Origin of the sequence: Pseudoalteromonas sp. McH1-7, from assembly GCF_013366255.1 — a bacterium.
Lineage (GTDB): Bacteria > Pseudomonadota > Gammaproteobacteria > Enterobacterales > Alteromonadaceae > Pseudoalteromonas > Pseudoalteromonas peptidolytica.
This window is the reverse complement of sequence record NZ_JABWPQ010000017.1, coordinates 120,670-132,270: the sequence shown is the minus strand read 5'-3', so window position 1 is coordinate 132,270 and position 11,601 is coordinate 120,670. Positions and strand designations below refer to the sequence as shown.

16 protein-coding genes are annotated in these 11,601 nt (G+C 44.8%); 15 read left to right on the top strand and 1 reads right to left on the bottom strand.

Annotated elements, in window-relative coordinates:
• Positions 1 to 276: 276 nt before the first annotated feature.
• Positions 277 to 1,941, bottom strand: coding sequence for an energy-dependent translational throttle protein EttA (gene ettA, locus HUZ36_RS13350; RefSeq protein WP_128732854.1), 1,665 nt, complete (start codon positions 1,939 to 1,941; stop codon positions 277 to 279).
• A 584-nt stretch (positions 1,942 to 2,525) separates the two neighbouring features.
• Here ettA and HUZ36_RS13345 point away from each other — a divergent pair.
• The 15 genes from HUZ36_RS13345 to HUZ36_RS13275 all read left to right on the top strand — a co-directional run bounded on the left by HUZ36_RS13345 (position 2,526) and on the right by HUZ36_RS13275 (position 11,601).
• Positions 2,526 to 2,804 carry a helix-turn-helix domain-containing protein gene (locus HUZ36_RS13345; protein ID WP_125253409.1) on the top strand — a complete coding sequence of 93 codons (279 nt, stop codon included), beginning with the start codon at positions 2,526 to 2,528 and terminating at the stop codon, positions 2,802 to 2,804.
• A complete protein-coding gene (locus HUZ36_RS13340) occupies positions 2,782 to 3,141 on the top strand; it encodes a hypothetical protein (protein WP_125253408.1) in 360 nt (119 codons plus the stop codon). Before HUZ36_RS13345 ends, HUZ36_RS13340 begins: the two co-directional genes overlap by 23 nt.
• Before the next feature lie 17 nt (positions 3,142 to 3,158).
• Entirely contained in the window at positions 3,159 to 3,578 is a 420-nt protein-coding gene (locus HUZ36_RS13335) for a glycoside hydrolase family protein (RefSeq protein ID WP_128732832.1), read from the top strand.
• On the top strand, positions 3,575 to 3,973 hold the full coding sequence (locus HUZ36_RS13330) for a 3TM-type holin (protein WP_176033118.1): 399 nt from the start codon (positions 3,575 to 3,577) through the stop codon (positions 3,971 to 3,973). Before HUZ36_RS13335 ends, HUZ36_RS13330 begins: the two co-directional genes overlap by 4 nt.
• Positions 3,970 to 4,218: a hypothetical protein gene (locus HUZ36_RS13325; protein ID WP_125253405.1), complete on the top strand. Its 249-nt coding sequence runs from the start codon at positions 3,970 to 3,972 to the stop codon at positions 4,216 to 4,218. The genes HUZ36_RS13330 and HUZ36_RS13325 overlap by 4 nt, the downstream gene beginning before the upstream one ends.
• Before the next feature lie 58 nt (positions 4,219 to 4,276).
• Positions 4,277 to 5,119: a baseplate assembly protein gene (locus tag HUZ36_RS13320; protein ID WP_125253404.1), complete on the top strand. Its 843-nt coding sequence runs from the start codon at positions 4,277 to 4,279 to the stop codon at positions 5,117 to 5,119.
• Positions 5,120 to 5,127: 8 nt separating this feature from the next.
• Positions 5,128 to 6,024, top strand: coding sequence for a phage tail protein I (locus tag HUZ36_RS13315; protein WP_176033117.1), 897 nt, complete (start codon positions 5,128 to 5,130; stop codon positions 6,022 to 6,024).
• A 105-nt stretch (positions 6,025 to 6,129) separates the two neighbouring features.
• Positions 6,130 to 6,741, top strand: a complete 612-nt coding sequence (locus HUZ36_RS13310; RefSeq protein ID WP_254879555.1) for a phage tail-collar fiber domain-containing protein — start codon at positions 6,130 to 6,132, stop codon at positions 6,739 to 6,741.
• A gap of 9 nt (positions 6,742 to 6,750) precedes the next feature.
• Entirely contained in the window at positions 6,751 to 7,527 is a 777-nt protein-coding gene (locus HUZ36_RS13305) for a phage tail protein (RefSeq protein ID WP_176033116.1), read from the top strand.
• 10 nt (positions 7,528 to 7,537) lie between these two features.
• A complete protein-coding gene (locus tag HUZ36_RS13300; RefSeq protein WP_176033115.1) occupies positions 7,538 to 7,852 on the top strand; it encodes a hypothetical protein in 315 nt (104 codons plus the stop codon).
• A gap of 123 nt (positions 7,853 to 7,975) precedes the next feature.
• Positions 7,976 to 8,857, top strand: a complete 882-nt coding sequence (locus HUZ36_RS13295; protein ID WP_176033114.1) for a hypothetical protein — start codon at positions 7,976 to 7,978, stop codon at positions 8,855 to 8,857.
• A 2-nt stretch (positions 8,858 to 8,859) separates the two neighbouring features.
• Positions 8,860 to 9,162: a hypothetical protein gene (locus HUZ36_RS13290; RefSeq protein WP_176033113.1), complete on the top strand. Its 303-nt coding sequence runs from the start codon at positions 8,860 to 8,862 to the stop codon at positions 9,160 to 9,162.
• 52 nt (positions 9,163 to 9,214) lie between these two features.
• Positions 9,215 to 10,171, top strand: coding sequence for a baseplate assembly protein (locus tag HUZ36_RS13285; protein ID WP_176033112.1), 957 nt, complete (start codon positions 9,215 to 9,217; stop codon positions 10,169 to 10,171).
• Positions 10,152 to 10,898 (top strand): phage tail protein I, encoded by a 747-nt coding sequence (locus tag HUZ36_RS13280; RefSeq protein WP_176033111.1) that lies wholly within the window; start codon positions 10,152 to 10,154, stop codon positions 10,896 to 10,898. The genes HUZ36_RS13285 and HUZ36_RS13280 overlap by 20 nt, the downstream gene beginning before the upstream one ends.
• Before the next feature lie 166 nt (positions 10,899 to 11,064).
• Positions 11,065 to 11,601, top strand: coding sequence for a phage tail-collar fiber domain-containing protein (locus HUZ36_RS13275; protein ID WP_176033110.1), 537 nt, complete (start codon positions 11,065 to 11,067; stop codon positions 11,599 to 11,601).

The following is an 11,601-nucleotide window of genomic DNA, read 5'->3' as shown; positions in this document are numbered from 1 at the left end:
ACTTGCTCAATTTGAAGGAGTAAATCTGACGCTAACAGCGTTAAAAATTTCTTATTTAGAACAACTAAATAGCAAAACTTTTGCCTTGCCTACAGGACGTAGGTACCTCGGCGTGAGCAGGACGGGGAAGCGGTGTTATCGACAAGATTTTCTCACCTCAAAATAGATCACTTAATTAAGAAAATTGGTATAAAGCTCATGATGCAGCCCGAAGTTGAAAATTTTTTGGTGCTATAAAAAAGGCCCCTGCAATGAGGAGCCTAATTACAATATTGATTAGCCAATTTTTTTATACTTGATACGTTTAGGCTCCGCGGCGTCAGCGCCGTAGGTTTTTTTCAGCCACGCTTCGTATTCAGTGTAGTTACCATCGAAGAAGTTGATTTGGCCTTCATCACGGTAATCCAAGATGTGCGTCGCGATGCGGTCTAAAAACCAACGATCGTGCGAGATACACATAACACAGCCTGGGAATTCCAAAATCGCATTCTCCAGCGCTCGCAACGTTTCTACGTCTAGGTCGTTGGTTGGCTCATCCAGCAGCAGTACGTTGCCACCAGCTTTTAGTAGTTTTGCTAGGTGAAGACGATTGCGCTCACCACCAGAAAGTTCTTTTACAAATTTCTGCTGGTCATTACCTTTAAAGTTAAAGCGGCCAACATAAGCGCGGCTTGGTACTTCAAAGTTGCCAATTTTTAAAATGTCTTGGCCGTTTGAGATCTCTTGGAAAACGGTATTGTTGCCATCCATATCATCACGGAACTGCTCAACGGTAGCGATCTCAACGGTTTCACCAATTGTGATGTCGCCGCTATCTGGCTGCTCTTGGCCACTTAACATTCTAAATAGTGTTGATTTACCTGCGCCGTTTGCACCGATGATCCCAACAATTGCCCCTTTTGGTACGTTGAAATTCAAATCATCAATCAACAACCTATCTCCAAAACTCTTGCGTAGGTTGCTTACTTCAATCACTTGGTCGCCTAAGCGAGGGCCAGGTGGAATGAATAGCTCATTGGTTTCGTTGCGCTTTTGATAGTCGTTTTGCTGAAGCTCAGTAAACTGCGCCATACGTGCTTTAGACTTAGCTTGGCGACCTTTCGGATTTGAGCGCACCCACTCAAGTTCTTTTTCAATCGACTTTTGGCGTGCTTTTTCTGATTTTTCTTCTTGCTTCAAACGTGCATCTTTTTGCTCAAGCCATGAAGAGTAATTACCTTCCCATGGAATACCGTGACCACGGTCAAGCTCTAAAATCCAGCCTGCGACATTGTCTAGGAAGTAGCGGTCGTGGGTAATTGCTACCACAGTGCCTTCATAGTCATGCAAGAAGCGCTCAAGCCACGCGACAGACTCCGCATCTAAGTGGTTAGTTGGCTCGTCAAGAAGTAGCATATCAGGCTTTTCAAGTAGCAAGCGGCAGATAGCAACACGACGCCTTTCACCCCCTGATAGGTGCTCAATTTTAGCATCCCACTCAGGTAAACGTAGGGCGTCAGCAGCACGTTCTAGTGCATTGTCTAAGTTATGACCATCATGTGCTTGGATAATTGCTTCAAGCTCGCCTTGCTCTTTTGCTAGTGCATCAAAATCGGCATCTTCCATCGCATATTCAGCATACACTTCATCTAATCGAGTCAATGCGCGCTTAACTTCACTAACTGCTTCTTCTATTGTTTCGCGAACGGTCTTGCTTTCATCTAATACAGGTTCTTGTGGTAAGTAGCCAATCTTAGTACCTGGCTGCGGACGTGCCTCGCCCTCGAACTCTGTATCAACCCCTGCCATAATACGTAGTAAAGTTGATTTACCCGCACCATTTAGACCTAACACACCAATTTTAGCGCCAGGAAAAAAGCATAAAGAAATGTCTTTGAGGATAGTGCGCTTAGGCGGCACAACTTTGCTCACCCGCGACATGGTATAAATATATTGAGCCATGAGTTTCCAATCTCTTTTTTGATTTAGACGTATTTTAGAGAAAGCCTTGACGGGCTGCAATGTTGATAGGTCATAACGCTTAAAAAACCACAGTGAACGTCAGCTTAGTTAACTGTTGTAATTTTTTATTTACCTTTTAATAAGTTAAATAATTGCACTGTGTATATATCCAGTTGGTTTTTGTAAGTTTCTCATTAGTAGGTCATTTTTGACCTGTTTCGCAACCTTAAAATCGCTATTATATCACTACGCTGAAGAAAGTTATCGGATGAAGATGTTAACAGCGTTGTGGGGTTATTGGAATTAAACCCTGTTGGCAAGGATGAACGACTACGTTGTTTTCGCTTCTCAGTAAAGGTTATACCAATTTGACTTAATACTTGCTCAATTTGAAGGAGTAAATCTGACGCTAACAGCGTTAAAAATTTTTCATTTAGAACAACTAAATAGCAAAATTTTTGCCTAGTTATCGACAAGATTTTCTCGCCTCAAAATAGACCATTTAATTAAGCAAATTGGTATTAACTCAGCTAAGCAGAACAAAATTTCACTAGTCGTGTTTATTTTTTGAGGTAAGGAGAACTATGACACTTATAAACACAGCCACATCCAGACTGGTGGGTCAAATCAAGCCTGCACCTACAGGAGCAGAAATACTGCGTGTTGCACGCAGGCTCAGAGGCTATACACAAGCCGAGTCAGCGGCTCACTACGGTATTGAAGAGCGCACATTAAGACGCTGGGAAAATAGGGAATATAGCCCTCGCTGGAATGACGTGATTGGCCTAGTTGAAGATGTTTACTTACTCGATATTTTAGAAGTGATAGGAAAAATTCACGATGAACAAACAAGTGACAATTAAACAAGTTCGTACCGCGCTTAAACGTTGGGGGAAATTTTGGTGTGCCAAAGAGTTAGGTAAGGGGTTTAGCCGTCAGGCAGCTACAGAAGCAATAGGAAGTGTAGCGAGTCGTAACATGAGTGCAGAGCAGATCCATGTCCCAGATGAAATAGCGCAGCTAAGCGCCTCTATAGAGTTGCTAAGACCAGAGTGTAAGCGAGCCATTCGAGCAAAATATATGATGCACAGTAGCGCCGTAAACGCAGCCAAACTACTGGGCTTTGATAGTAAGCGTTCTATGGAGTTTTGGTTACTTAAGGCCGAGCAGAGTTTAATGGTTAACTTGTCTGCACAATAGAAAAAGAGGGGGATTGTATGTCAGTAATGAATACAGTGGAGCAAATCAAAAAACATGAGGGATTTCGGCAGTTTCCTTATTTGTGTACAGCAGGAAAGCTAACTATAGGCTACGGACGCAACCTAGACGATTGTGGAATAAATGAAGATGAAGCTGAGTCATTGCTTGCCAGTGATGTTGAAAATGCAAAAGCTGCAGTGTCACGCAGAATTAATACGCAGCACTGCAATGAAGCAAGGATAGCGGTATTAGTCAATATGGCGTTTAATCTCGGAGTGACCGGTTTGCTTAATTTTCGCCGGATGCTGCAAGCAGTAGAAAAAGGTGACTTTGAAACCGCTGCGCTTGAAATGCTAGACAGTCGCTGGGCAAAACAAGTGCCGATACGAGCACAAGAATTAGCACAGCAAATGATTTGTGGAGAGTGGCAAGCATGAGTCTACTGGCAAGTCTGTTTTCAGCTAAAACCGTGGCACCTATCGAGGCCATTGGTAATATCTTGGATGAGTTATTTACCAGCGAAGAAGAGGTGCTAAAACAAGAGCACCTCAAAGCGAGGCTGATAGCAAAGCATGCGCTAGTACAAGCGCAGATCAACCAAGTGCAAGCCTCACATCGCAGTGTTTTTGTTGCCGGTGCTAGACCTTTTTTGATGTGGGTATGTGGGTTTGGCTTTTTATTTTCATTTGTTGTTAATCCTATCTTGCAGTGGTTAGTACCGGAGCAGGGCACACCCGATTTACCGTTGGATGTCATGCTGGAATTAACACTTGCCATGCTGGGGCTTGCAGGGTTACGCACGGTTGAAAAAGTAAAAGGAGTGAGTAAGTGAATCACCCAGAACAATGGCAGATGAAAAAAGAGTTGAATCTGGCTCATATTTTAACCACCATCGTCTTGCTGGTGTCTAGCATTATTTATCTGGGGGATTTAGATAAACGGATCACGACCAATTCTCAAGCGCTTGATCATCTCAAGCAAATTCGCAAGGAAGATCAAAAGCGTATAGAAAAACGCTTAGATTCCATAGACAAAAAACTTGATACCTTATTAAGCGCGCGCCGCAAAGAATCTTAGCAGCAAAGCTACTTCGGCAGAGCTTTTTATATCCAACTTAATTTACAAGGAGAGTAGCATGAATAATGCTATTGATCTGACGCGCCTATCTGCACCAGAGGTGCTTGAGACTGTGAGCTATGAGACTGTTTACCAGCAATTAGAGGCGCAGCTACAGCAGCACTTCCCTGATTACCCGTGGTTGCCTTCAGATCCAGCAATTAAGTTGATGGAGCTGTTTGCCTACCGAGAAGTGATACTTAGGCAGCGCGTAAATGATGCAGCGCAATCAGTTATGGTTGCTTATGCTAAAGGGTCAGACCTAGATCACTTGGGCGTCTTATTTGGCGTGCCGCGAGAGGAAAATGAGCCTGACGAACGTTATCGACTCAGGATCCCATTGTCGTTAGAAAGCCACTCAATGGCTGGGACAAACGGCGCCTATCAATATCATGCTTTTACCGCTTCTGCGAAAGTGAAAGACGTATATGTTGAGTCAAGTTTACCCGGTATTGTCGAGGTGTATATTTTGCCAGTAGCAAGTGTTGAGACACTGCACGAAAAAGAAGCGCTACGTACCGAGGTATTGCGATACCTAAATAATGAAGATGTTAGACCGCTTACTGATTTGGTCAGAGTCCATTTGGTAGAGCCAACACAATACACGATTGAAGCTGATATTTACTTTAACGCAGGAATTAATACTGAGCAGGTCAAAGTAGCGATTAACCAAGCGGTTAATGCGTTTATTCAGTCTCATTATTTACTAGGTAAAGAAGTACCAAGCTCAGGTCTCATTGATGCGCTACACCAAGGAGGGGTCAGAAAAGTCAAATTGCACACAATGAATGACGATATTGTATCTACTGTGAAAGAGGCGGCTTTTTGTCGCACTATACAGCTGCACTTTCCAACAGAGTAAGGAGACTTATGGCGAATTATCATAAATTACTACCGCCAGGTACATCCCCACTGGTTTGTAACATGGCTGAGGCAGTAGGGCGTGTACCTGAAGAGCTCAAAGTGCAGGCAACCATACCAGAATACATTGGCAGGCAATGGCACCCTGCAACCTGTCCAGAGGCGCTATTGCCTTGGCTTGCTTGGTCACTGTCAGTGGATGAATGGGACGAAAATTGGTCGCTTCAGACTAAACGCGCATTTATCGCCAACTCAGTTAAAGTACATAAACACAAAGGAACGGTAGGCGCGGTGAAACGAGCACTGGCATCACTTGGCGTCAGTGTAGAGTTTTTTGAGTGGTTTCAAGAGATTGATGATATCGCCATTGCGCCATATCAATCTAAGCAGCCGCATACGTTTATGTTTATTGCATGGGCGAATGAAATCCCCTACACCAGCGATGCTGTGGTGCTCAGCCCTGAGCTGTACCAAGCTGTAAGAGATGTTACCAACAGCACCAAGCCGCAGCGTGCACACTTTGACTTTTTAGTTGGGGCAAAAATGCGGCTAGGCGTGCAAAGTGCGGCGATCGCCAGTGGCATGCAAGTTGCGCGAAAAACGGCGCACACTCAAGCTGTCAAAGCGGCAGCAGCGCAAATGTCGGCGGCATTTTCCTTGGCAGGCACCAAACCCGTTGCGGCAACAAGCCAGTACATGAAAAGCATACCTGTGAATGCAAATATGCACACACGAGCACAACTGGCACTGCACCTTAATAACCGCCGTCACGCTGTAAGCCGTATTTATTTTACCAACGAGCAAAAGCTGCCAGCTGCCAAGATTGACTTGAGCTGTGCATTTGCAACCAGCTTACATGTTAATAATCAACGTTTTCAAGTGGCAAGATTCTACTGCCACGCCTAATCATCGCAGCAATGCAATCAACAACCGTTATTGGAATAGCGACTACTTCACTTCAATTGATGTCATCAGCGTTTACCCAGCGGTAATACCGATTGGTATAACCCATTGCTGTTATCTCGTACCGATATGTTGAAGCAAATTGGTATCACTCAACAAAAGGAGACAGGTGCTGTGAGCACGATTTTACGGCCGACGATCACCACCAGAGGGTTGGAAGCAGTATTTAACGCCCAAAAAAATGGCTTTCAAGCGAAGATCAGCAGAGTAGGGCTTGGCACTGGCAACTATACGCCAGATCAAGAGCGTAGCCAGCTGCAACAAGAAGTCCACCGTATTATGGTGGCCAGTGGCGAAGATAAGGGCAATGCCCAAATTCACATGAGTGTGATTGACGACACCGATCACAACTTTTGGGTCAATGAAGTTGGCTTTTACATAGAAAGTGAAGCAAATGGTCAACCCGAGGAAGTACTCTTTGCGGTGTACTCTTCACCAGATAGACCCATTGCGTATAAATCGGCGGAAGTCGACTTATTACTGGCGTTCGATTTGGTCTTAACAGGGGTTCCTGCGGACTCGGTGACCATTGTCGATAACGGCGTTAATCTTAATATTCTTATCGCCCCAGAGCTTGCCAAGCTCGGCGCTGCACAAATCAATAATATGACCCGTCATCTTAAACAAAAGTTTGAACTGATGGCTAAAGGAATTTTATAGGAGCAATTTATGGCATTAGAACAAGATATTGCAAACCTGATACAGTCCACGGATGCGTTAACCGCAGTGGTTGACAATAAGGCACAGCAGTTGGACAGCCAAATGGCAGCGTTTGATGCGCGTATCGCAAAAAAAGAGCAAGATGTAGATGAATTTATCCAAGAAGCGATGCCAGAAACACGCTATGTACAAGATATTTTTATCGGTGGTTCAAAGGATTACTTTTATCCGGTGTGGTGGCGTTTTCCAGATAATGCCGCGGGGGGGGGCAAGCTTACGGTTGCTCGCCAGTATTCATGGAATGGTGACACAAAACCCTTAAACACCGCGAGCCCTCACCAAGCGGCACTTCTCCTTGAGCTGGAAGGTAATGCTTATGCTTGGCATGGCGATGCTAACTTTATGCAAATTAAGCGTTTTCATGAACGTTATAATCCAACAGTAAGTCATTTAAGCTTCTACGCGTATTCAAAAGTGGAAAAAGTAGATGCTGATAAACCTCTGTATGTCGGCCGTGATGACGGTTCAGTGGGTGCCTGGTGTTATCGCTACAATGGTATGTACTTAAGAGGTGGTGGACTTAAATACCGATTTATCAAGAATTGGAAAGGAGATGTATCTTATCATGATGGAAATGATAATTTGCGAAGAGAGTTAACAGAGGCTAGTTTTGCCAATAGCTCTGTTCGCTGGTACGCAGAGCCAATTCCATTTGCTGAGCGTTTAGCGCCAACACTAAGTACCATTCCATACGCAAACCACCCCTATACACCACCGACAGCCTAAAGGAGTAAACATGGAAATAAAAACGTTAAGAATTGGCGATGATGAGCTGATTAATGTCCCTGCGGATGAAAAAACGCTGGCGGATTTGGGCATTGCTAGCGCTGATATTCCCGCTATTTTAGCCGAGGCCAAACAAGCGCAGCTACTATCACAGTGTATGCACGCCAGAAGCTTTTCTTATCAAAGCGAGTCAGACGGGCTGGCCTTTGATTATTTAGCCACTTTAGCGGAGTTTGGTGAAAACAGCGAAGCGACTCAGGAGGCAAAAGCCGCGTGGCTAAAGGCAAGAACCACAATCAAGGCTCGCTATCCAAAACCTGAATAACGAATATTTACAACCACATTAGGCTACTAAGCCCACCCTTTGGTGGGCTTTTTTGTGCCTGATTTACCACAGAGCTAACGCTCAATAGTTTTAATAAACAACTTTAACCATATGGAGAAAAATATGGCGCTAGAGCAAGATATTGCCAACCTCATCGAGGCATCAAATGACCTCACTGCAACCGTCGATAATAAAATTCAAGATATTACGGCAAAATTAGATGCAAAAAGAGCTGAGGTAGATGCCCGCTTGCAAGCAAAAGAGCAGGCTGTGGACGCAAAAATTGCCAGTTTCCAGCGAGCTTTACCTTTAGCCCCTAATGCACTTTCTGATACTAAGCACTTTAATAGTATTTGTGCTGATGTGCCAAATGGCACTGCTGTGGATGTACTGACTGCGCATGCGAAACCATGGACAAGTTTCTTCTATCGGGGAACTGAAGGATCGGGAACAATCACTAAGCTATCGCTGAGTCAACTTTCAGAATTTGGGCTAACACCAAATGAAGATTTGTTAAGGCGGGGCTTGGGAGCGAAATATCCCCATCATGAGAGCTACTCTGGAAGCCAATATAAAGTTCTTCTAATGGATGTCGTTTTGAATAAAGGGCGGGATGATAACCCCTCTGAAGGTAATCTATTTTTGTTGAATCAAGGGGGTGAAAGATATATTGGTTGGAGTAAAGGGGAATTTTTAACGCAAGCAAGTTGCTGGGTCAATGTGTTAGAACAAACAGGTACATTACGATTTTACCCATCCCAAAATCGCTCAGCTTTAATTTCTGTTGAAAGCTCAGATGTAGGTAAAGGTTGGCAATATAAATCGAGTAGAAGAACTGGCTGGGGTGGGTATCATCAGCCACTCTTCAAAGGGCTTGGTAGCATGAAAGTGGCCATTGCGTTGCCTTATGTTGGTACGGGCGATCATGGTGACAATATGATCTGGGCTGATAGTGTCGGCCATCCATACACTCACGTAGGTCCAACTTTAAATGAAGGAGCATAAACATGGCGATTTTAAAATTAAAAAAAAAAGGTAAAGCGATAGCTGGTGGTATTGTTGATGATGCACACGCAGCACACCTTGCAAAAGAAGCTGAAGTTGATTTAGCTTTATGTGAAATTGAATACAGTCCTAAAGAAATCAGCGAGTTAAGACGCAAACATTACAGCGTCAACACCGATTTCTTATTCTTTGACTATATGGCTGCAGTTACTGAATACGGCGAAGAATCAGAAAAAGCCACAGTAGCTAAGCAAGCTTGGATGAGTAAGCGAGCTGCAATCAAGTCAACATTACCAACTCTTTAAAGTCTCAAATAGTAAGGCTCAATTAGAGAGCCTTACTATAAATAGGTTCCTTATGTCTTTAATCAATTTTAGTGCCGTTGATCTTGGCCAACTACCGGCATCTGATTTACTTGCGCCGGTCCAATTTGACACTTTATACAATGAACTCAAGCAAGCACTAGCGGCGGCTTGCCCTGATCTTGGCGAGCCCTTGCCAAGCGACCCATTAGCGAAGTTGATGGAGGTGTTTGCTTATCGAGAGCTGCTCTTACGTCACCAAATTAATGAGGGCGCGCAGCAAGTGTTGTTAGCAAAAGCAACGAGCAGTGAACTTGATTATCTAGGCAATCGCTTTTTAGTCACTCGCGAAGTCGATGAAAGTGATGCTCGTTTTCGTGAGCGGATCCGATTGGCACTTGAAGGATTTAGCACCGCAGGGCCAATTGGCGCATATTGTTTTCATGCGTTTAAAGCACTGCCTCAAGTAAAAGATGTTTTTGTGGAGTCCCCCGAATTTGCGCTGCTGCAAGTCGAACCGCCATTATCAGAGCTCGTTCCAGCGCAAACGAAATTGCTGCACTGTACCCATGCCGCTCGACTTCAAGATGCAGCGCCAGGGGATGTGGCGATAACGGTGCTCACAGATAGCGGTAATGGCATACCCAGCCAAGACGAAATAACAGCGATAACAGACTATTTATTCCAAGAAGAAATTAGGCCATTGACCGATAGACCAAGGATACTCGCAGCTGAGGTAAAGGAATTTACGCTTCATGCCAAACTGTATTTATATCCCGGCCCTGATGAGCAAAAAGTCAAAACGTTGGTCGAGCGGAGCGTGAAGCAGTGGTTGCAGGCGCATCATAAGCTCAATCACGATATTCGTATGTCTGGACTGTATGGCGCATTACATCAAACGGGCGTGCAACGTGTTGAGCTGGTCTCGCCAACCGAAGATATTATCAATGCGCCTTGGCAGGCAGCCTATTGTACGAAAGTGGAGGTAGAAATTGCAGGACGAGATATTTAATACCTTACTACCACATACGAGTACACCACTTGAGGACGGGCTGGCAAAAGCGTTACGCAAAGTCTCCAAAACCCCAATACCGCTCGGTAGTTTATGGGATCCTTGGCGGTGTCCTGAGCACTTTTTACCTTGGCTTGCCGATGCGCTCAGTGTGGATTTTTGGGACAATACTTGGCCTGCTGAGGTCAAACGTAAAATCATCGCCAATAGCGTGCCAGATCACCGTATCAAAGGGACAGTCAGTGCAATCAAAAGCGCGCTTTCCACGTTAGCGGCAAAAGTTGAGCTAAAAGAGTGGTGGCAACAAGACAATCCCAGTGACTTTGCGCCGCATTCGGCGCAGATAATCGCATTGGCAGCGCAAAACTTAGACCCAGCAGGCAATACGCTGCTCACGCCAAAACTACAGGCGCAGCTATGGCAAGCGGTGGTGATGACCAAACCATGTCGCAGCCAAATCAGCCTGAGCGTCGGGGTACAGCAAAGTGCCAGCTTGCTCGTTACTTCGGCAAGTCAATTGCTAAGCCTACAACGTAGCTGGATGCCCCAACATGCTGATAATGTTGAGAATATGACTTCGCTTGTGGTGGCCACGACAGCGGCTTCACACAGTATGGCCAAAGTATCAGGTAAGGTAAGTTCAGATCTTACCTCCGTGTCGAGTATTTTTATCCAAACAGCACCTTTTGCCATCCAAATGCAGCGCCAACAATTTTATTGTTACTAAGGCCTTTGCTACTTGAGTTTTGTTTTCCTGAGTGTGTTTTGGTCGCGGCATTCGACCTGCCGCCAAGTGATCTAAGCAAAAGTTTAGCAACAATAAACCAAGCTTACTCAGATGAACAAAAGCAAACTTGAAAGATAAGCAAACCCTAATCTTTAAGGAATGATTTATGGAACACTTTACGCCGCTTATCACGCAGGCGGGATTAAATGCGGCCGTTAATGCCAAGGCCAATGGCTTTACCATTGATATAAGTGCCATTGCGGTGGGGACGGCTGGCTATACACCTTCACGCAGCCAAACTCAGTTGCAACAAGAAAAAAACCGCGTTGTGATTGCTGGTGGGCAGGTTGTGGGAGATGGTCAATTTCATCTTACCGGTCATTTTCAGGACGATGAAGAGTATGCGGTGCGAGAGGTTGGATTTTACCTTGCCGATGGCACCCTGTTCGCAGTGTGGTCTCACCCCCAAAACGTACTATTTTATCAAACCCCTATCGCACAAATTATTCAAGGGTTTGATTTACTGCTCAGCGCCGTGCCAGCAGAGGCAGTCACGATTAACACGACCGGCGACTTAAGGCTTTTTTATGCAGCAGAATTTCTCGACATGCTCATGGCACAAACCCAGCAAATTAATGCACATATTCAAGCCAACCACAGGCAAATTCAATTTAACGACAGATTACTACAGCTAGGAGTGTAA

Excerpts from the sequence above, each read along its gene's own strand:
- HUZ36_RS13335 (WP_128732832.1), top strand. The coding sequence starts at position 3,159 with ATGTCAGTAATGAATACAGTGGAGCAAATCAAAAAACATGAGGGATTT.
- HUZ36_RS13315 (WP_176033117.1), top strand. The coding sequence starts at position 5,128 with ATGGCGAATTATCATAAATTACTACCGCCAGGTACATCCCCACTGGTT.
- HUZ36_RS13345 (WP_125253409.1), top strand. The coding sequence starts at position 2,526 with ATGACACTTATAAACACAGCCACATCCAGACTGGTGGGTCAAATCAAG.
- HUZ36_RS13275 (WP_176033110.1), top strand. The coding sequence starts at position 11,065 with ATGGAACACTTTACGCCGCTTATCACGCAGGCGGGATTAAATGCGGCC.
- HUZ36_RS13290 (WP_176033113.1), top strand. The coding sequence starts at position 8,860 with ATGGCGATTTTAAAATTAAAAAAAAAAGGTAAAGCGATAGCTGGTGGT.
- HUZ36_RS13320 (WP_125253404.1), top strand. The coding sequence starts at position 4,277 with ATGAATAATGCTATTGATCTGACGCGCCTATCTGCACCAGAGGTGCTT.
- HUZ36_RS13305 (WP_176033116.1), top strand. The coding sequence starts at position 6,751 with ATGGCATTAGAACAAGATATTGCAAACCTGATACAGTCCACGGATGCG.
- HUZ36_RS13330 (WP_176033118.1), top strand. The coding sequence starts at position 3,575 with ATGAGTCTACTGGCAAGTCTGTTTTCAGCTAAAACCGTGGCACCTATC.
- HUZ36_RS13285 (WP_176033112.1), top strand. The coding sequence starts at position 9,215 with ATGTCTTTAATCAATTTTAGTGCCGTTGATCTTGGCCAACTACCGGCA.
- ettA (WP_128732854.1), bottom strand. The coding sequence starts at position 1,941 with ATGGCTCAATATATTTATACCATGTCGCGGGTGAGCAAAGTTGTGCCG.
- HUZ36_RS13300 (WP_176033115.1), top strand. The coding sequence starts at position 7,538 with ATGGAAATAAAAACGTTAAGAATTGGCGATGATGAGCTGATTAATGTC.
- HUZ36_RS13340 (WP_125253408.1), top strand. The coding sequence starts at position 2,782 with ATGAACAAACAAGTGACAATTAAACAAGTTCGTACCGCGCTTAAACGT.
- HUZ36_RS13295 (WP_176033114.1), top strand. The coding sequence starts at position 7,976 with ATGGCGCTAGAGCAAGATATTGCCAACCTCATCGAGGCATCAAATGAC.